General features: G+C 41.2%; 24 protein-coding genes. 14 read left to right on the top strand and 10 right to left on the bottom strand.

Translation table 11 applies throughout. The annotated features are described in order from the left end of the window. Window positions 1-19: 19 nt before the first annotated feature. The gene (locus MKZ05_RS13860) at window positions 20-958 is read right to left on the bottom strand and encodes a 1,4-dihydroxy-2-naphthoate polyprenyltransferase (protein WP_003217744.1); all 939 of its coding nucleotides are present in this window, start codon (window positions 956-958) and stop codon (window positions 20-22) included. 382 nt (window positions 959-1,340) lie between these two features. On the opposite strand from MKZ05_RS13860, the gene MKZ05_RS13855 reads away from it, so the two are divergent. The 6 genes from MKZ05_RS13855 (at window position 1,341) to menC (ending at window position 8,779) form a co-directional block, all read left to right on the top strand. Continuing rightward, entirely contained in the window at window positions 1,341-2,759 is a 1,419-nt protein-coding gene (locus MKZ05_RS13855) for an isochorismate synthase MenF (protein ID WP_310426635.1), read from the top strand. Then, window positions 2,752-4,494 carry a 2-succinyl-5-enolpyruvyl-6-hydroxy-3-cyclohexene-1-carboxylic-acid synthase gene (gene menD / locus MKZ05_RS13850; RefSeq protein WP_339160386.1) on the top strand — a complete coding sequence of 581 codons (1,743 nt, stop codon included), beginning with the start codon at window positions 2,752-2,754 and terminating at the stop codon, window positions 4,492-4,494. The genes MKZ05_RS13855 and menD overlap by 8 nt, the downstream gene beginning before the upstream one ends. Beyond that, window positions 4,479-5,303 carry a 2-succinyl-6-hydroxy-2,4-cyclohexadiene-1-carboxylate synthase gene (gene menH, locus MKZ05_RS13845; RefSeq protein ID WP_137055398.1) on the top strand — a complete coding sequence of 275 codons (825 nt, stop codon included), beginning with the start codon at window positions 4,479-4,481 and terminating at the stop codon, window positions 5,301-5,303. Before menD ends, menH begins: the two co-directional genes overlap by 16 nt. A gap of 14 nt (window positions 5,304-5,317) precedes the next feature. Then, complete coding sequence (gene menB, locus MKZ05_RS13840; protein WP_003217719.1) at window positions 5,318-6,136, top strand: 1,4-dihydroxy-2-naphthoyl-CoA synthase; 819 nt, start codon at window positions 5,318-5,320, stop codon at window positions 6,134-6,136. A 71-nt stretch (window positions 6,137-6,207) separates the two neighbouring features. Then, the gene (locus MKZ05_RS13835) at window positions 6,208-7,668 is read left to right on the top strand and encodes an o-succinylbenzoate--CoA ligase (RefSeq protein WP_106035196.1); all 1,461 of its coding nucleotides are present in this window, start codon (window positions 6,208-6,210) and stop codon (window positions 7,666-7,668) included. After that, window positions 7,655-8,779: an o-succinylbenzoate synthase gene (gene menC / locus MKZ05_RS13830; RefSeq protein WP_339160385.1), complete on the top strand. Its 1,125-nt coding sequence runs from the start codon at window positions 7,655-7,657 to the stop codon at window positions 8,777-8,779. Before MKZ05_RS13835 ends, menC begins: the two co-directional genes overlap by 14 nt. A 106-nt stretch (window positions 8,780-8,885) precedes the next feature. Here menC and MKZ05_RS13825 read toward each other — a convergent pair whose 3' ends face one another. From MKZ05_RS13825 to MKZ05_RS13810, 4 genes are all read right to left on the bottom strand, one after another. Then, window positions 8,886-9,077: a hypothetical protein gene (locus MKZ05_RS13825; RefSeq protein ID WP_012010998.1), complete on the bottom strand. Its 192-nt coding sequence runs from the start codon at window positions 9,075-9,077 to the stop codon at window positions 8,886-8,888. Window positions 9,078-9,102: 25 nt separating this feature from the next. Continuing rightward, window positions 9,103-9,261, bottom strand: a complete 159-nt coding sequence (locus MKZ05_RS13820) for a DUF1540 domain-containing protein (protein WP_008360682.1) — start codon at window positions 9,259-9,261, stop codon at window positions 9,103-9,105. Window positions 9,262-9,329: 68 nt separating this feature from the next. After that, on the bottom strand, window positions 9,330-10,376 hold the full coding sequence (locus MKZ05_RS13815; RefSeq protein ID WP_170966031.1) for a cytochrome d ubiquinol oxidase subunit II: 1,047 nt from the start codon (window positions 10,374-10,376) through the stop codon (window positions 9,330-9,332). A gap of 21 nt (window positions 10,377-10,397) precedes the next feature. Continuing rightward, on the bottom strand, window positions 10,398-11,729 hold the full coding sequence (locus MKZ05_RS13810) for a cytochrome ubiquinol oxidase subunit I (protein WP_003217550.1): 1,332 nt from the start codon (window positions 11,727-11,729) through the stop codon (window positions 10,398-10,400). A gap of 176 nt (window positions 11,730-11,905) precedes the next feature. Here MKZ05_RS13810 and MKZ05_RS13805 point away from each other — a divergent pair, with 176 nt between their 5' ends. Continuing rightward, a complete protein-coding gene (locus MKZ05_RS13805; protein ID WP_253622304.1) occupies window positions 11,906-12,148 on the top strand; it encodes a type B 50S ribosomal protein L31 in 243 nt (80 codons plus the stop codon). 76 nt (window positions 12,149-12,224) lie between these two features. Here the strand turns inward: MKZ05_RS13805 and MKZ05_RS13800 are convergent, their stop codons facing one another. Beyond that, complete coding sequence (locus tag MKZ05_RS13800; RefSeq protein WP_003217657.1) at window positions 12,225-13,214, bottom strand: zinc ABC transporter substrate-binding protein; 990 nt, start codon at window positions 13,212-13,214, stop codon at window positions 12,225-12,227. A 214-nt stretch (window positions 13,215-13,428) separates the two neighbouring features. Here MKZ05_RS13800 and MKZ05_RS13795 point away from each other — a divergent pair, with 214 nt between their 5' ends. Further along, window positions 13,429-13,995, top strand: coding sequence for a carbonic anhydrase (locus MKZ05_RS13795; protein WP_106028995.1), 567 nt, complete (start codon window positions 13,429-13,431; stop codon window positions 13,993-13,995). 1 nt (window position 13,996) lies between these two features. On the opposite strand, the gene yidD is transcribed toward MKZ05_RS13795, so the two are convergent. After that, the gene (gene yidD / locus MKZ05_RS13790; protein ID WP_003217666.1) at window positions 13,997-14,221 is read right to left on the bottom strand and encodes a membrane protein insertion efficiency factor YidD; all 225 of its coding nucleotides are present in this window, start codon (window positions 14,219-14,221) and stop codon (window positions 13,997-13,999) included. A 126-nt stretch (window positions 14,222-14,347) separates the two neighbouring features. Between yidD and MKZ05_RS13785 the strand changes: the two genes are divergently transcribed. Next, window positions 14,348-14,821 (top strand): S-ribosylhomocysteine lyase, encoded by a 474-nt coding sequence (locus MKZ05_RS13785; protein WP_339160384.1) that lies wholly within the window; start codon window positions 14,348-14,350, stop codon window positions 14,819-14,821. Between the two features lie 114 nt (window positions 14,822-14,935). Further along, window positions 14,936-15,370 (top strand): FixH family protein, encoded by a 435-nt coding sequence (locus MKZ05_RS13780; protein WP_003217735.1) that lies wholly within the window; start codon window positions 14,936-14,938, stop codon window positions 15,368-15,370. A gap of 8 nt (window positions 15,371-15,378) precedes the next feature. Here the strand turns inward: MKZ05_RS13780 and ytzI are convergent, their stop codons facing one another. Beyond that, the gene (gene ytzI, locus MKZ05_RS13775) at window positions 15,379-15,525 is read right to left on the bottom strand and encodes a YtzI protein (RefSeq protein WP_003217544.1); all 147 of its coding nucleotides are present in this window, start codon (window positions 15,523-15,525) and stop codon (window positions 15,379-15,381) included. 131 nt (window positions 15,526-15,656) lie between these two features. Here ytzI and MKZ05_RS13770 point away from each other — a divergent pair, with 131 nt between their 5' ends. The 4 genes from MKZ05_RS13770 to MKZ05_RS13755 all read left to right on the top strand — a co-directional run bounded on the left by MKZ05_RS13770 (window position 15,657) and on the right by MKZ05_RS13755 (window position 17,324). After that, window positions 15,657-16,094 carry a Dps family protein gene (locus MKZ05_RS13770; protein WP_003217576.1) on the top strand — a complete coding sequence of 146 codons (438 nt, stop codon included), beginning with the start codon at window positions 15,657-15,659 and terminating at the stop codon, window positions 16,092-16,094. 125 nt (window positions 16,095-16,219) lie between these two features. Next, window positions 16,220-16,411, top strand: coding sequence for a hypothetical protein (locus MKZ05_RS13765; protein WP_003217712.1), 192 nt, complete (start codon window positions 16,220-16,222; stop codon window positions 16,409-16,411). 156 nt (window positions 16,412-16,567) lie between these two features. Continuing rightward, window positions 16,568-16,972 (top strand): phage holin family protein, encoded by a 405-nt coding sequence (locus tag MKZ05_RS13760; RefSeq protein ID WP_003217754.1) that lies wholly within the window; start codon window positions 16,568-16,570, stop codon window positions 16,970-16,972. Between the two features lie 43 nt (window positions 16,973-17,015). After that, the gene (locus MKZ05_RS13755) at window positions 17,016-17,324 is read left to right on the top strand and encodes a hypothetical protein (RefSeq protein ID WP_003217683.1); all 309 of its coding nucleotides are present in this window, start codon (window positions 17,016-17,018) and stop codon (window positions 17,322-17,324) included. Between the two features lie 29 nt (window positions 17,325-17,353). Here MKZ05_RS13755 and MKZ05_RS13750 read toward each other — a convergent pair whose 3' ends face one another. Both MKZ05_RS13750 and MKZ05_RS13745 read right to left on the bottom strand, forming a co-directional pair. Then, window positions 17,354-18,145, bottom strand: a complete 792-nt coding sequence (locus tag MKZ05_RS13750; RefSeq protein ID WP_339160383.1) for an AIM24 family protein — start codon at window positions 18,143-18,145, stop codon at window positions 17,354-17,356. A gap of 22 nt (window positions 18,146-18,167) precedes the next feature. After that, window positions 18,168-18,821, bottom strand: coding sequence for a TerD family protein (locus MKZ05_RS13745; RefSeq protein WP_003217746.1), 654 nt, complete (start codon window positions 18,819-18,821; stop codon window positions 18,168-18,170). Between the last annotated feature and the right edge of the window lie 231 nt (window positions 18,822-19,052).

Here is a 19,052-nt window from a genome sequence, read left to right as displayed (position 1 = left end):
CGGCTGCAGGCGTTCTTTGTTACGCGATATAGTATTGTAAGATCAAAGCGATTGTCAGCAGGAAACCGAAAAATGTATTGGTTTGAGCTGTAGATTTCATGGCATTCATTAATTCAATTGGTTTTTCTTTTTGCTTAAATTCTTTGATAGCTGTATATGCTTTTGGGACACTGAGTAAAACAAGAAGACTCCAAAGGCCAACAATATCTGTGAAGATATAAACAAAAATAAGTACATAAGAGATCAAAAACATGGAAAGTAAAATGTTCACAGCAGCCTTTCGCCCAGCAAGAATAGCAAGTGTTTTTCGTCCATTTTCTTTATCGCCGTCTAAATCGCGGATATTGTTCGATAGTAAGATGGCACCAACTAAAATAGAAATTGGTAATGAGACGAGAACAGCTTTAGACGTCAGTGTGCCTGTTTGAATATAGAAACTGATCAGGATGATTCCTAGTCCCATAAAAGCACCTGATACAACTTCTCCAAACGGTGTATATGCAATAGGAACAGGACCGCCTGTATAGAAATAGCCTGCTGCCATACATATGAGTCCTATCAGTGCAATCCACCAGCTAGACATCATGCAAATGTACACCCCTAGTAGTAAAGAAAGCGCAAATAGTGCATAAGCAAGGCTGAGAACGGTTTTAGGTTTCACACCATTTCTGACAATGGCGCCGCCGATGCCGACAGATTTCTCGTTGTCCAATCCGCGAACATAATCAAAGTACTCATTAAACATGTTCGTTGCGATTTGGATAAACATAGATGCAAACAGCATAGCTAAAAATAGCCCAACATGTATTTGACCACTTGGAAGTGCGAGAACAGTTCCTAAAGTAACGGGAATAAATGCTGCTGTTAATGTATGCGGTCGTAGTAAATTCCACCAAATCCGCCAGTTCTTATCAGGCTTAATCGGTGAAAGCTGATCTGATATCGATTGATGCTGCATAAAATATACTCCTTTAAATAAAAAAATACGTACACGTCCAAATTCCAGTTTAGCAAAGTTCAAAAAGGTGTCAATATATTGATGCGATGAAACCTGAAAAAGATGTTTGCTAATCGTTGCCATATCGAGAGAAAGCTTGATCTTAGAACAAGACTTTCCATTTTTCTTATAGATGCTCTCGTTTCAAGAAGCAGGAGCGAAAAAATCTAGAAAGCGTGATATAATAAGGATTCGAGGTTTAAAAAGCTGTTTTCTTTACTAAGTTCATCTGTTAAGGTTTATAATAGAAAAGCAGGTCATTCGACATACTCGAATGTTCACGTATTTGTTCATTATGGTTTTATTTTTTTATGTTATTTCATGGATTTTGGAGGAATGTATCATGGTGACAACAGTGCAAAGTACTTTCCGGCAGGAAGCGCTTGCGACATTAGAAGAAGCGAATAACGTCAACCATGCTGTTTTGATAAGCTACTCCAGAAGAGTTGACGATCTGGATCCTCTTGCCTTTTTCCAAAGCGGCGAAGCGGATTTTTTAGGCGAGCGGTTTTTTTGGTCTGATCCAGAAAGCCAAATGATATTTTCTGGACTTGGCAGAGCGGCCGTTATTAAATCATCTGAGCAAGGCAAGGAACGATTTGATACAGTCCATCAAGAATGGGAACAGCTGAAGCAGCACATGTTCCATTTTCATGATGAGAAGGAGTTAAGGCAAGCGGCTGTTGGTCCGCTTTTATTTGGAGGATTCTCATTTGATCCGTATGAAGAGAAGGCGCGTCACTGGGAAGCTTTTGGCGAGGCTCATTTTTTTGTGCCATCGATGATGCTTACTGTCTCGAAAGAAGGCACGTTTCTGACGATCAATGAATGGAAGCAGGTGGACGGGAATGTTCATCAGCTCATTCAAGAATTAGAACAAAAAGCCTCTCATTACGAAACATTACCGCTTAGACATGGTGGACAAGCTGAACTTGTTCATATGGAAGAACGAGATGTGAAGGAATGGATGAAGGCGATCCAAGAAGCGACAGACCACATTCGTGCAAACGAATATGAAAAGGTTGTTTTAGCAAGAGAAGTCTTGCTTCACTATAAAAATCAAATTGAACTCGCTCCACTGTTATCAGAATTATTAAAGCATCAAACAACGAGTTATGTATTTGCGGTTGAACAGGGGAAACAAGCATTTGTCGGAGCTACGCCGGAACGCTTAGTGAAAAAAAGCGGCGGAGAGGTCTTTTCATCTTGTTTAGCAGGTTCGATTGTTCGTGGAAAAGATGAAGCGGAAGATCGAGCATTAGGCGAGGAGCTGTTGCATGATGAGAAGAATTTGATTGAACATCAAATTGTTGTCAATATGATTGAGCAAGCATTTGAGGCTAATTGCCTTCGCGTGCATAAACCAAATCAACCTAGTCTTTATAAAACAAAAAACATTCAGCATTTGTTTACACCGATTGTAGGAGAAATTAAAAGCAGCTGTTCTCTCTTTTCATTAATTGAACAGCTCCATCCGACGCCAGCATTAGGCGGATATCCGAAGGAAAAGGCGGTTGAGGTCATTCGTGAAATCGAACCGTTGAAACGTGGCTGGTACGCAGCGCCGGTAGGGTGGATTGACTCTCAGGATAATGGAGAATTTGCTGTTGCCATTCGGTCAGGTCTTATTGAGGAAGACCATGTTCGTTTGTTCGCTGGCTGCGGCATTGTAGAGGATTCCCTTGCAAAGCAGGAGTACGAGGAAACGCAAGTGAAATTAAGACCAATGCTATCTGCCCTTGGAGGTCGTCCTATTGAATAATCAAATCATGACAACATATATTGGCAGATTGATGGATGAATTTGTCCAAGGTGGCGTACAAGAGGCAGTTGTCTGTCCAGGTTCTCGTTCGACCCCGCTTGCAATGCTGGCTCTAGCCCACCAAGACATCAATGTCCATGTATTAGTGGATGAACGGTCTGCTGCTTTTTATGCGCTTGGTCTTGCAAAAGCAAGTCAAACACCAGTGCTGCTTATTTGTACGTCAGGTACAGCAGCAGCTAACTTTTACCCAGCCATTGTAGAGGCACATTATTCCCGTGTCCCACTTATTGTTTTAACTGCTGATCGGCCGCACGAATTGAGGGAAGTTGGAGCACCTCAAGCGATTGATCAGCAATTCTTATTCGGTAAGTTTGTTAAATGGTTCACAGACTTAGCATTGCCAGAAGAAAGTCAGACGATGTTACGCTATGTTCAGACGGCTGCGGCAAGAGCAAATCATATGTCGATGCAAGAGCCGAAGGGACCTGTACAAATCAATGTCCCTCTGAGAGAACCGTTGCTTCCTGATTTGTCTATTGATCCTTTCGAGCGAGAAGAAACAGACCTGAAAAAGGTATTAGCTACAGGACAGGCTTTCCCAAATGATGATGCGATATCTGAAATTGTGACGGTTATGAACCGTTCCAAAAAGGGACTGATTGTGTGTGGCGAGCTTCATACGGAGGAAGAGATAGAGGCAGTATTACGTCTTTCAAAAGCCTTGCATATGCCGATTTTAGCGGACCCGCTTTCTCATTTACGAAATGGTCATGAGCATGCAGATCTTATTATTGATGCGTATGATTCTTTATTGAAAGATGAAGCATTGCAGCAGCACCTATTGCCGGATATGGTCATTCGTTTTGGACCGATGCCTGTGTCTAAGCCTTTATTCAAGTGGCTGGAAAAACATGCGGAAGTGAATCAGATTGTTGTTGATGCTGCCGGAGGTTTTCGAGATCCTGGGCTGAGTGCTTCATATGTCATTGAAAGTGATGTGGCAGCTTTTGTAGATGAAGTAGTCAATAGATCGGATCAACGTGAGGATACAAGTTTTCTAAAGCGCTGGCAGGATGCAAATTCATCATTCAGAACGCATGCTTCCCATTATTCTGATGAGGATCTGTCATTTGAGGGGAATGTGTACCGTCAGCTTCAGCATCTTTTGCCGAAGGAGAGTGTCCTTTTTATCGGGAATAGTATGCCGATTCGTGATGTGGATACATTTTTTGAAGCGCAATCGAAGTCTTTTCGAATGATGGCGAATCGAGGAGCAAATGGTATTGATGGTGTTGTGTCTACAGCACTTGGCACGTATGCAGCTTTGAAACAGCCGGTCACCTTAGTGATTGGAGATTTATCATTTTACCATGATATGAATGGTCTCCTTGCAGCGAAGTTGATGGACATTCCACTGACGGTTATGTTGTTAAACAATGATGGAGGAGGCATCTTTTCTTTCCTTCCACAGGCGTCTGAGGAACCGTATTATGAAAAACTCTTTGGTACACCGACTGGACTGAATTTTGAGTATGCTTCGAAGTTGTATGGGGGAACCTATTCGAAACCGTCAACGAAACAAGAATTACATGATGTCTACAAGGCGCATATAGAAGAGCCTGGACTTCATTTAATTGAAATTGAAACAGATCGGCATTCTCGTGTAAGCAAGCATCGTCAAATGATGGATGACATATTGGAAGAAGTGAAAAAAGAATGTCTTCTTTCATAATACGGATGCGTGATGGTGTGGCGTACGAGGTGGTGGATCAGAATCCATCAGGTGAGAATGCCACGCTATGCTTACACGGCTTCACTGGAAGCGCGGCTTCTTGGACATTCTTGAATGCTTATATGGGAAATACAAGATTGATTCAAGTCAGCCTGCTTGGACATGGCCGCACGGACTCACCAGAAAGTATAAGAAGATATGCGATGTCGCATCAGCTAGCAGATCTTGCAGAGATTTTAAACCAATTAAAGCTTCACAAAGTGAATATTCTCGGATATTCTATGGGAGGACGTATTGCTTTATCATTTGCCTCTCGTTATTCAGAGCGAGTCAACAAGTTGATTCTAGAGAGTACCTCTCCAGGGCTTCGCACGTTTAAAGAGCGGATGGCAAGACTCAAACATGATCATCAGCTGGCTCAGAAAATGAGACATGAAGGTTTAGTGAAGTTTGTGGATTTTTGGGAGAGTATTCCACTGTTTGCTTCGCAGAAAACTTTATCAGCTGACACGCAGGCTCAACTACGAGAGGAAAGGCTAAAAGCCAATCCACTTGGACTGGCTCGCAGCTTAGAAGGCATAGGAACAGGTTCGCAGCCCTCTGTTTGGAAGGCTTTAAAGCATATGAATTTACCTGTTTTGTTGATGTGCGGAGCGCTTGATGAAAAGTTCTGCAAGATCGCCACACGTATGCAGCAGGAGCTTGAAGGCAGTCAATTCATATTGGTTGAGCAGGCTGGGCATACAGTTCATGTGGAACAACCACATTTTTTTGGTAAAATAGTAAGTGAGTTTATTACGCAAGATTAGAGGAGGAACTATTGATGGCTATTGAATGGCAAACTGAGCGTCAATATGACGAAATTTTATATGAAACATGCAATGGGATTGCAAAGATCACGATTAATCGTCCACATGTACATAACGCGTTTACACCAAAGACTGTGAGTGAATTGATTGATGCATTTTCACGTGCTCGTGATAATTCGAATGTTGGTGTGATCGTACTTGCAGGTGCTGGCGGCAAAGCATTCTGTTCTGGTGGAGATCAAAAAGTACGCGGTCATGGCGGTTATGTAGGAGACGATCAAATTCCGCGTCTAAATGTACTCGACTTACAGCGTTTAATTCGTGTGATTCCAAAACCTGTTGTTGCGATGGTTGCTGGTTATGCAATCGGCGGCGGACACGTTCTTCATATTGTATGTGACCTGACAATTGCAGCAGATAATGCGATTTTTGGACAAACTGGTCCAAAAGTAGGCAGCTTTGATGCTGGTTATGGCTCAGGCTACCTTGCACGTATTGTTGGTCATAAGAAAGCGAGAGAAATCTGGTACTTATGCCGTCAATACAATGCACAAGAAGCGCTTGATATGGGACTTGTTAATACTGTTGTACCATTAGAGCAGCTTGAAGAGGAAACAGTGAAGTGGTGCGAGGAGATGCTAGAAAAGAGCCCGACTGCTTTACGATTCTTGAAGGCTGCATTTAATGCAGATACGGATGGATTAGCTGGAATTCAACAATTTGCAGGAGATGCGACACTTCTTTATTACACAACAGATGAAGCAAAAGAAGGACGCGATTCCTTTAAGGAAAAACGCAAGCCGGACTTCGGTCAGTTCCCGCGTTTCCCTTGATTCAATCATAGCGATGAAAAACAGCTTAGTGCATCAGACTAAGCTGTTTTCTTTTACAAAAAGGAGGTGTCATGATGAAGCAACCGAATTGGCTGCTGCACCGTGCTTATTTAACACCAGAAAGAGTCGCACTCATTTATCAGGATAAACAGTGGACATTTCGCGATTTAGCTGATGAAGTCAATGAGCTTTCAAATAGACTTGCACAAGCATCATTAAAAAAAGGGGAAACGGTCGGGCTTTTGATGAACAACCAGCCTCAAATGGTGATGCTTGTTCATGCTTGTTTTTCATTAGGATTCAAAATCGTGCTATTGAACAATAAGTTAACAAAAGCTGAAAGGCGCTATCAACTTGAAGATGCAAAAGCAGCCGCTTTATTTACTGAACCTGTTTATGCAAGTGATCATAAGGGTGATCTACCCGTTTATACAATGGAGACTTTACCAGAAGCAGGTCACGACAATGGAAAGAAAATCGAAAGCGAATTTGATTTGAATGAAACAGCAACGATCATGTATACGTCTGGCACAACAGGACAACCAAAAGGGGTCGAGCAAACGTTTGGTAATCATTTTTATAGTGCTGTTTCCTCTGCACTCAATATGGGCCTCAGAGAGGATGACCGCTGGCTTATTGCACTGCCTCTTTTTCATATTAGCGGGTTATCCGCTTTATTTAAGTCTGTGATTTATGGGATGACTGTCGTACTTCATCAAAAGTTTGATGTCGATGAAGTAAAGGGTTCGATTGAACAGCATCGTGTGACGATGATATCTGTTGTTCAAACGATGTTATCCCGTTTATTAAGCAGGCTGGAAGAATGTCCGTCTTCTTTGCGCTGTCTGTTATTAGGCGGAGGACCTGCGCCTTTTGCGATGCTTCAAGAAAGCAAAGAGAAAGGCTTCCCTGTGTTTCAATCGTACGGCATGACAGAAACCTGTTCACAAATTGTGACCCTTGCGCCTGAATTTAGTGTAGAGAAGCTTGGATCAGCGGGAAAACCCCTTTTTGGATGTGAGCTGAAAATTCAAGATGGTACACGCATTTGTCGTCCTTTTGAGCATGGCGAAATTATGGTGAAAGGGGCAAATGTCATGAAAGGGTACCTTTACCGCGAAGAGGCGACCGCGGCTGCTTTTGATCAAGGCTGGCTGAAAACGGGTGATATCGGCTATGTGGATGAGGAAGGATTTTTATTTGTGCTTGACCGCCGTTCAGATTTAATTATTTCTGGCGGTGAGAATATTTATCCTGCTGAAATTGAAGCGATCCTGTTAACACATCCGCATGTAAAGGAAGCCGGAGTGACGGGTATGTATGATGATAGATGGGGAGAGGTACCAGCTGCCTTTCTTGTCACAGACCATAAAATACCAGAGAACGAGCTCTATGCTTTATGTGAGTCGCATCTAGCAAAATATAAATGGCCTGCCGCTTTTCACTTTGTGGACGAGCTGCCAAGAAATGCGTCAAATAAATTGCAGAGGCACAGACTCAAGTCAAAGGGGTTTTTAGATGATTCAAATTGAACGAGTGATTTTATATCATGTCACGATGAAGCTCAAGCAGCCATTTACCACAAGTCTTGGGACCATCTCAGAGCGTGAGTTTATTATTGTCGAGGTAAAAGATCAAACGGGATTGACTGGATGGGGAGAGGTGTCAGCCTTTTCTTCTCCGTGGTATACAGAAGAAACCATTGAGACTTGTTACCATATGCTGAGAGCCTTTTTTATACCAAATGTGCTGACACGCACCTTTACACACCCTTCAGAAATACCAGACAGCCTGTACCAATTTAAAGGCAATAGGATGGCGAAAGCGGGAATTGAAGCGGCTGTTTGGGATATTTATGCGAAGCGTGAGAATAAGTCGTTACGAGATGTATTAGGCGGCACCAAGGATAGAATACCTTCTGGTGTTGTGGCGGGGTTAGGACCCATTGATGACATGCTGAAGCAAATACAGCAATTTGTGGACCAAGGTTATCAGCGGGTGAAGGTGAAAATTAAGCCGGGGCAGGATATCGGACTCCTTAAAAAAATTAGAGAGTCTTTCCCTCACCTTCCACTAATGGCGGATGCAAACTCTGCTTATGAATTAAAGGATATTAGCAAGCTCAAACAGCTCGATGACATTCGTTTATTAATGATTGAACAGCCATTAGCTGCAGATGATATCGTCGATCATCGCCATTTGCAAAAGCATTTAAAAACACCGATATGTTTGGATGAAAGTATTTGTTCCTTAGATGATGCTAGAAAAGCTGTAGAGCTTGGCAGCTGTCAAATTATTAATGTGAAGCCTTCACGAGTTGGAGGGATGACAGAAGCCCTCAAAATCCATACATTCAGTAAGGAGCATCAAATTCCGTTATGGTGCGGAGGAATGATTGAAACAGGCATTTCTCGCGCACAGAACGTGGCACTTGCTTCGCTTCCGCAATTTACAATTCCAGGTGATATTTCCGCTTCGTCAAAATATTGGGAGCAGGATATCATTTATCCTGAAATCAAGGTTGAAAATGGTTTTATTGAGGTGCCTCGTTCCCCAGGAATGGGCGTAGAAGTGGATTATCAAGCGCTTCGTTCCTTTTCAGATAAAATTGACGTCTTTACAAAACATGATTTTGTGATGTGAAAATAAGGTATTCACCTTTTGCACATCCAATAAAATCTATATATAGTGAGAGAAAGTTTTTCCTTCCTGTCTCAACAAAAAAGAAAGAGCGGTGATCCGCTCTTTCTTACTCTTCTACCAGTTCGCTGTCATAAGCAAGCTGTCCAATATAGTGATTCATTTCACTGGGCATGTCTGCTGCATGGCCATATTCATAATCCCAAAGGTTTAAAAAGGAGTGAGCAGCCTGATAAAATGCGGCTTCGTCCGCGTCATGAATTTCGTCAAAAAACGTTTGAAGCAGCCGATCGTGTTTCAATGTGAAGCGCCTCCTTAAATGAGACTTAAAGATCTTGTGGTTTAAACGTTTTACAATCTGTTTCTTCACTTTTTTCAGCCGTATTTCCTGTGTGGCTGACGACATAGATTGCATCTGCCCCACAGCGGTTTCCAGCATTCCAATAGGAACAGTTATTGACTTCACAAAGGATTTTTTGACTCATACAGATGACCTCCTTTTGAGTATGTCTTTCTTCTATAATGTAACCGAAATGAACCTCATCCATTCACGTTAATCTTCCTGGCGAATATAGCGCTTATCCTTCATAAACAATTTCCAGAAGAAATAGAACCCAGGGAATAAGATGATAAAACCTACAATATACGTGATAAATAATGCTCTAAATGTCACAGGGTCTGTAAATCCAGACATGATTGTAATATCCGGATAGGCCATATAAGGCAAATGGGCACGTCCGTACACATAGCTTGCTAAAAAATATTGAATGGTAATCGCAATGACAGCTAAACGAGGCCGGCCTTTTCTATGCTTAAACCGACTATTTGGTAAAAATAGAGCCAGCCCTGCTAGCAAAAACATCAGGAGTGATACAAGAAGAATAGGGATGTTCTGCATCATTTTTGTGAACAGCCAATTTGCCTCGCTTCTTAATGTCAGCATGATGAAAAAGGCCATCATGAGTGAAAGCGGACCCGTAATGAGCGCTCCTCTTCTATAAATGCTGTAAGCTTCATCTTCATCAGCCACATTCGAGAAATCAGCTAAAAGCAATGACGAAAGAAAAAGGGTGCTGAAAATGGCAAAGCCGACAAAAGAATAGACATTTGCACTCGTAAAGACCAGTCCAAGATCTAATGAGTAGTTGTTGTTCTCCTCAAAGATAAATCCACCATGAGTAATCGGAAGAACCATGATCAGGATCGATGGAATGATAAAGCCGCTAATCCCTGAAATGTAAGTCACTGCTTTTCTGTATTTCTTAGGAAGAGAATGAGAAAACACGAGAAACCCGCTTCGCAGTGCAAGAAGCAATAATATAATGCTGCCGGGTATTAATAAAACAGTACCAAGGACAAAGGTCGCACCTGGAAACATACTAAACAATGCGACAACAATTGCCACAATGAATACGTTAGTTACTTCCCATGTTGGAGAAAGGTACTTATTTGCGATATTAGCGGCCTTTGTTTGTTCTTTATTCATATAAATCATGGACCAAAATCCTGCACCGAAATCCATTGATGCCATCACTGCATAGATAAAAACGAACCCCCATAAGATGGTGATTGCAATGAGTGCATCAGTTGTCACATCCATTTGCATCTTGATCGCTCCTTTTTAAGATTCTGTTAACCGTAGGTCTTCTTCAATCGAATGTTTTCTAAAGTAGTACGTCAGCACAATCACAGTTGCTATGCCTAAGATGAGATAGACAATGGCAAAAAGGATAAAGAGCGTACCGATCGAGCCTGATGATGTGACGACCTCTGAGGTTTTGAGCATTCGATAAATGACCCATGGCTGACGGCCTGTACATGCAAAGATCCAGCCGAACTCAATGGCCAAAAGACTAAGGGGCCCGCCGAATAAGTAAAGAAAAAGGAGCCACTTCGGATAATGCTCGCGTTTTAAAATTTTACGGTAAAGCAGTGCTAACACCGCAAACAAAATGAGAACTGAGCCAATAATGACCATGCCGTTAAATAACGTGTGAATAAATAAAGGCGGCCACTCGTCACGAGGGAAATCATTTAAGCCTTTGACCACTGTATCAAAGCTATTTCCTGCCAGAAAGCTAAGCGCCCAAGGGATTTCAATTGCTCCTTTAATTTCCTTTGAATCAGCATCAGTAAAACCACCTATTGCGAGCGGCGCATGTGATTGTGTTTCAAATAAACCTTCAGCACCAGCTAATTTTTCTGGCTGATATTCATACAGAAGCTGAGCAGACTCATGACCATTTATGGCCGTAAGAAATGAGAAGAGGCCGCCTACAATAAGTCCAAGAAAAAGGGCTTTTCGATGAAACGTATAGAGTTTCTCATTCTTTCTTGTTTTAAGCATTTTAAAAGCTGCCACTGATGCAATCACAAAAGCACCTGTTGTAAAAGCAGACAGCACGACATGTGTCGCAGTTACGACAAAGCTTGGATTGAAAAAGGCCTTCCAGGGCTCGATATTCGTAATTTCTCCATTGACCATTTGAAAGCCAGCAGGAGTACCTTCAAACGCATGTACGTTTGTGATCAGAATCGCTGAAGCGGCTGCACCAATCACGACAAAAATAACGGTAATGATGCGCATAGCAGGTGATAGGCGATCCGCTGCGTACACATAAATAGACATAAATAATGCTTCAATAAAGAACGCATAAATTTCAATCTGAAATGGCAGTGACATGACCTTTCCGATGACCTCCATAAAACCTGGCCATAGAAGAGCGAGCTGGGTACCAGCAATCGTGCCTGTTGGAATGGCGACACCTAACAAGACAGCCTGCGCTTTCGTCCACCGTTTCGCCATGACAGCATAGTGAGGGTCCTTCGTTTTTTGGAAGATGAGTTCAGCTAACAAAATCATTAGCGGGATGCCGACACCAAGCGAGGCATAAATAATGTGAAAGCCCATGGTTGTGCCGAACAGGCTTCTAGCTAAAACGAGATCAGTCAATTTTTTTCTCCGCCTTTCTTATCGCTTCTCTTTTTCATGATGTTATTATTCTCCACCATTTTTAGATTATTCTTCCTGACTAAGAAAGCTTGATTTTTGACAAGTTGTAAGAGAGGGAGTAGAATATAAATATAAAACGTAATAATTACGTTTTGATAACGAAAGGAGTTTTGACATTGAAAAGAAATATTCATCCAACCTCATATGAAGTTGTATTTATGGACGTAAACAGCGGTTACCGCTTTTTGAGTAAATCGACAAAGTCATCCAATGAGACAGTAGAATGGGAAGATGGGAAAACGTATCCTGTCATTAAAGTAGAAACAAGCTCTGATACGCATCCTTTTTATACAGGACGCCAAAAGTTCGGAGAAAAAGGCGGAAGAGCCGAGTTGTTTAAGAAAAAGTATCAAATGTAATATAAAAAGCACACCCTACAATGGTGTGCTTTTTTTACAGCAAAAAACCCCGAATAATCATCCGGGATTTTAACAATTAATCATTTAAAGCGGTTTTTAAGGTTTTTAGATTTTGTTTCATTAAGCTGACGTAGCTTTCGCCATTTTTGGCATCATCTTCAGTAATAGATTCTAGATTTTTAAGTGTGAGGCTTTTTGCCCCAATTTCACTGCGGATCGTATCTGAGACTTTGCTGCTGACGTTGTTTTCAAAAATCACATATTGAATGTGATGCTTTTCAGCTTTTTGTACAATGCTTTCGAGCTGCTTTTGTGAAGGCTCTTCAGAAGCGGATAACCCTAATACACTGATTTGTTCAATGCCGTAGCGTTTTTCCCAATAACCGTAGGCTGCGTGGGAAACAAGGATTTCTTTATGTTTTGCTTTAGATAACGTTGTGTTGAACTCTTGATCTAGCGATTGCAAATCCTTTTTTAGTTTTTCATAGTTTTTTGTGTATTCGTCTTTATGATCTGGATCTAATGAAACGAGTGTATCTTTAATGTTTTTTGCCATTTGCTGTGCATAAACAGGGTCTAACCATGCATGAGGATCTTTATCTCCGTGATCGTGTCCATCATGGTCATGATCTTCCCCTTCATGATCGTGATCATGGTCTTCGCCTTCTTCATGTGAATGCTCTTCTTTTGTCGATAACAATTTGATGCCTTCGGCTGCTTTGACTGTTTTCACGCCTTGGTCTTTTAACGTAGAAGCGGTTTTGTCAGCGAATGCTTCAGCGCCTGTGCCGCTGTAGATGAAGGCGTCTCCTTCAGCCATTTCAACCATCGTTTTTGAACTTGGTTCAAAGCTGTGTGCATCTGCATTGGCAGGGTACACGCTTTGCGCATGAACATGAGAACCACCAATTTTTTCAGTGAAATCTTGAATCGGGAAAATTGTGGTGTAAACGGTTAGTTTTCCGTCTGCTTTCCCTTTTGAAGCATTTGTCCCCGCACTGCTTGAGCAAGCGGCAAGACCGATCGCAAATAAAGCAGCTGTTAACATATAAAAGATTTTTTTCATGTGGAAAATGTCTCCTCTCAATCTATTAGATAGAAATGATTACGATTTAATGTCCTGAGTTATTGTATCGTAATAATTACGATTTGAAAAGAGGAAAATAAAAAATTTTCAACAGCAGATGTTTCCTTTTAAAAAAATGCGCTGCAAAACGTGACGAAATTTCTCACATTGTGCTATATTTATTTTTAAAAAAAGATAAAGGAATGGACAACGTATGAAACTTTTAGAAGAAATCATCGAATATAATCAACAATTTATTGAAGAAAAGAAATACGAAGAATTTACAACAACGAAGTTTCCACAGAAAAAAGCTGTCATTCTGTCATGTATGGATACAAGGCTTGTCGAGTTGCTTCCACGTGCAATGAACATGAGAAATGGAGATATCAAGATCGTTAAAAGTGCTGGTGCTCTTGTGTCTCATCCATTTGGAAGTATTATGCGAAGCATTTTAGTGGCTGTTTATGAATTAAATGCTGACGAGGTTTATGTCATTGGGCATCATGATTGCGGTATGAGCAAAATAGACAGCCAAACACTTTTAAACAAAGCCATTGAGCGTGGTATCCCAGAAAAACGTATTGAAGTACTGGAATACTCAGGAATCGATTTTAAACAGTGGCTCAAAAGCTTTAGTTCGGTTGAAGAGAGCGTGAAGGACAGTGTGTCCGTTGTGAAAAATCACCCGCTTCTCCCATCAAATGTGCCTGTGCACGGTCTTGTCATTGATCCAGGAACTGGCAAGCTTGACGTAGTCGTCAATGGATATGAAGAAAAATAATTTATTTTTCCTTTTTCGGCGGGACAGGATCGATGCCGCCAGGATGGAGCGGATGACATTTTAAAATCCGTTTGATGGTGAGCCAGCCGCCTTTTAAAGCGCCATGCGTTTTGATCGCTTCTAGCCCGTAGTTTGAGCATGTTGGGTAAAACCGGCAGCTAGGCGGTGTAAGAGGGGAAATACACTTTTGATAAAAGCGTATGATGCCGATAAAAATTTGTTTCATAGAAGTTCCTCCTTGTCTGTCTTCCACAGTATAAGAAAAAAGGACAAGGAAGGAAAGTTTTATAAACTAAACTGGTCGGAGAAATATGTTATAATATAGGAAATTGCAATTATAGGAGTGGTGATTATGCCTTCAGTTGAAAGCTTTGAACTTGATCATAATGCTGTAAAAGCGCCATACGTTCGTCATTGTGGCGTTCATAAAGTGGGATCAGATGGAGAAGTCAATAAATTTGATATTCGTTTTTGTCAGCCAAACAAACAAGCAATGAAACCTGATACGATTCATACATTAGAGCATTTACTTGCGTTTAACATTAGAACACACTCAGAGAAATACGACCATTTTGATATCATTGATATTTCTCCAATGGGCTGCCAGACAGGCTACTATTTAGTGGTCAGTGGTGCACCAACTCCAAAAGAAATCGTTGAACTTCTTGATGCAACATTCAAGGATGCAGTTGAGGTAACAGTGATTCCTGCTGCAAACGAAGAGCAATGCGGTCAAGCGAAGCTTCATGACCTTGAAGGTGCAAAACGTTTGATGCGTTTCTGGCTTTCTCAAGATCAAGAAGAGCTTCTCAAAGTATTTGGTTAATCGATCATAAACCGGACATGATGATGTCCGGTTTTTTTGTATTCGATCATGAGATGTCAAAATAGGGGATATTTGTTAAAATGGACATGTCAGTAAAAGAAGGGGGAACTCGGGATGCGAAAAATGTTGGGAATGATATTGATGCTCTTGTTACTAAGTGCATGTGGGAACTCTGCAGCAAATAGTGGCGAAGGGGAGGTACCTGAGCTATTAGAAGTGAAGCTTACAGGACCTGAACAAGTGGAGAAAAATGAAAGCGTTATAGTAAAAGCAGCTGTCACATATGGTGATACGCCTGTTGATGATGCAGACGAAGTTCAATTTGAAGTGTGGAAAGATGGCGATAAGGATAACAGCAAGATGATTCAGCCAAAGAAAGAGAACAAAGGTGTATATGAATTGCATACAGCCTTTAAAAAAGATGGCCTTTATATCATACAAGTCCATGTGACAGCTAAACAGCAGCATAATATGCCAAAGACAAATATCCATGTAGGTGATGTGAAAAAAGAGAGTTCATCTACTGAAGAAGAAACCTCACATCATTAAGTGTCATTTTATTTCGGGTTAGGACGTTGGTTTGGTTCAGCATCCTGTGGTGAATCGACTTTATGCTTATATTCATAAGCCTTCGATGTTGTCCATAGTGATAAAAAGACAACGATTGAGATAATGATAAAGCTGATAATCCCAAGTAGCAGCATCTAACTCCCTCCTTATTTCCATATTAACATATATTTCATGCAGTCAAAATAGAAGAAATTCATGGCAGGTTTCAGTATAATAGGAAAAGGGTATTCTCATACTAAACGCAATTACATAAGGAGGAATAAACATGTCTGAAAAATTATTAAACGTCGTTAATAAACAAGTAGCTGATTGGACTGTGCTTTACGTAAAATTACATAACTATCACTGGTACGTAAAGGGAAAAGACTTCTTTACACTCCATGAGAAATTTGAGGAACTTTATACAGAAACAGCGACGTACATTGATGATTTGGCTGAGCGTATGCTTGCGTTAAATGGACAGCCTGTTGCGACAATGAAAGAATGCTTAGAAATTTCTAGCATTCAAGAAGCTGAAGGTAATGAATCAGCGGAGCAAATGGTGAAAAATCTATATGATGATTTCTCCAATATCGCTGAGGAATTAAAGCAAGGAATGGAGCTGGCTGGAGAAGTTGGCGATGAAACAACAGGTGATATGCTGCTTGCGATTCATCAATCTATTGAGAAACACAACTGGATGCTTAAAGCATTTTTGGGATAATACGTATGTGGAAGGAATGTCGATCATGAAGAGATCGACATTCCTTTTTTGTTGGAATCGGGACAGACAGCCCATTGAAATCATAGGGCTTTCAGCCGAAGAGAAAAGAGAAGGGAGGGGAGAAGATGTCTTCTATTGCAGGAATGATGAGTCAGCAAGTCGCGAGCATTCAAAAAACACTTAATATTAGTTTGTTGAATTCACAGCTTGCTACGAATACAGCACAAGCCATGGTCATGCTGGATCAAGTTCAGCAGCAGCCTCAAGCTGTTCAACCAAAGGATTCAGACGCTCGCTTTATTGATGTGAGAGTCTAAAGATGGAAGCCGCCGCACAAGGTGGCTTTTTTTCTTGTCATCACTCTCTCTGATTTAAAAGGCGACGCCTTTATTTTTTGTCGTCCAAGCTATTGCGAGGATCTGACATATACTATTGAGGTAAGGAGTTCCACTCTGAAAGGATGTTGATGCCAAGTGAGCAAAGATTTAGGCATCTTTTCGTTGTTTACAGTCAGTTTGTCAGCGATGGGCTTTCTGTTTGGTGGAGCAGGATATTTACTGATGATATTAGTAACACTCATGGCCATTGAATTAATTTGTTCAAGCCTAAGAGAATCTTTGACAGGACAGCTCACAATGAAACGTTTTTCTACACGGCTTGTTCGAAAGATTGTGACGGTCTCCTTAATATCCATGGCGCATTTCTTCGATGTCATGCTGAAGACAAATGGGATGATTAAGGATTTAGCGATCATCTTCTATATTATTTATGAATCTTACCAAATCGTCTCGACAGCCAATGCCCTCGGAATTCCCATTCCACAGTTGTTTATTGATGTGTTGGACATGTTAAAAAATAAATTGCGCAAAAAGCCGTAATTTCTTCATATCTGGTCATACTAAAGGAAAAAGGATGAATCAGATGACGAGACACACATATTATGTATCCGTACAGGATGGGTCGATATCTCAGCATAGAGATGCGGCGGCTTGGCAATTTCAAATAGAAGCAGACGATGATCAAATTTTGCAGCTGAGAGACTATTTCGATGAACAGTATATGACAGATTGGAAAGGCTTCTTTCGAGCGCATGTTCCGTATCTTGAATATCATTATGACAGTCCGAATGATGAAATGGATCGAAAAAGAAAAGAGATATACTCAATGATTTTCGAGCTCGGGAATGAAGAGACAAAGAACTTTATTGAAACAAATGGATTAATGAATTGAAAAAGCATGTAGAGATTTTCTACATGCTTTTATTTTCGCGGTTGTAAGATGCCTCCGATCAGATCACTAAGTCCGCCTCTATTCTCTTGCTGAGATGTCTGTGAATTAGTGAATTCATGGGAGGAGTTCTGGCTCTGAGGCTTATAACGGTTATCATCTAAACCAACCCGTAAGCCGGATGTACGCTCAGATGGCTGGATAATGACAATTTGGTCTTGTTCTTGGAACTCAAATAAGTAGGATTCACCAGATGTTTGTCCGATGAGGGTCTTCCAGTTCACATCTAATTTGACCTTCGGTGCTTTACCTGTCCAAGCGACGATGGCGTCAGGGTCTACACGGCAAGGGGCTTTTAAAATGAGCGGGTTTCCATTTGTTTTAATGGCGACCTGCGCCCCGTGGCCTTGATAGGAGAGCTTTGATGTAAACAGTCCTTTCTGTGATAAAATCCCTACGCCTACTGGTGTCACGCCGTAATGACATTCCTCAGTAAAGGCAAGTAAATCCTCACTTTCTACACTTACATGCTGCCAAGGACCGCTCGGCTCAAGGTTAATCACTGTCACGTGCTCGCTGGAATCAGCCAAATAACAAGTACCTTGTCCACTTACTTCTATCACCTCAAGGTTTTCACCTGTCAATTTTCTGCTGATATGGTTAAATACTTGACTGACCATATTTCCTTTGTTCGTACCGAGTAGTCGTTTGCGGTATTGAAACGTACCTTGATCGGCAATCATTGCGCCTTTTTTCGCAAAAAAGATTCCGCTGCCTTCTGCTTGTAAAGTGAGTTCTTCTATTGTGTTGAATTGAAATCCCATTGGTGCCGGCTCCTTTCCTGCGTCAAGATGTGAATCCATAGATGCGGCATAAATCATTTAAATCTAGCGTAGTTCCTTGTCCGGTGGCGATAATTTTCCATTCTTCCTCATCTCTTATGAGTTGGGCGCAAATGATGGAGGTACAATACGAATAATCTTCTGTTAATTGAAAGGTACAAATCTCTTGTTGTGATATTTGATCAGTCAGATGCACATAAGCGTTCGTCACTTGTCCAAAATGATGCTTGTGCTCGTGTGCATCATGTATCGTGGCTGTTACAACGATTTTATGAATATCAGGAGAGACTCTGCTTAATTGCATAATGATCATTTCATTGTCTCGATATCCGCCGCCAACTTGATGATCACCAAGATGGCGAACAGCTCCGTCTAAGCTCTGCTGCTGATGATAATAGATCAGATGGCTTGGAGACAACAGTTTGTCCTCTTCATTTAAGAGAAACACTTGCGTATCTAAATCAATTGGCTGGCCAGCCAAATCCCAGCCAAGCCCGATTTGAATTTGGTCGATATTTGGATTGTCTTTAGTTAAATCTAGCTTTTGCCCTTTGATGAGGTGTTTCTTGATCACCTCATGAGGGGCGTCATCTTTTTCAATTTTACTGGGCGTAAGCGATTGATCTTTTTCTTGTTTTGACCCATTTGTTATCCTCATGCTGTTTTCCTCCTTGTCGTAATAGGACAAACACTAATTGATTTACGTCATCAAGGGATAAAAGGTTTCATGATTAAAATAGGGTGAAGTTGGGGATGATAAAAAGGTTTTAGCAACAAGACCTCATTTTAAATACAGACGAAATGAAACCACTCGTTTGTTTCACTTTTGATAAAAATTCTTCAGAGAAATGTGATCTGTGGTATGATGTTTTACAAGAAGCAAGGACAG

This window comes from Bacillus sp. FSL M8-0277 (genome assembly GCF_037975305.1).
Lineage (GTDB): Bacteria > Bacillota > Bacilli > Bacillales > Bacillaceae > Bacillus > Bacillus pumilus.
The sequence above is the reverse complement of the archived record's forward strand: the minus strand, read 5'-3'. Positions and strand labels throughout refer to the sequence as shown.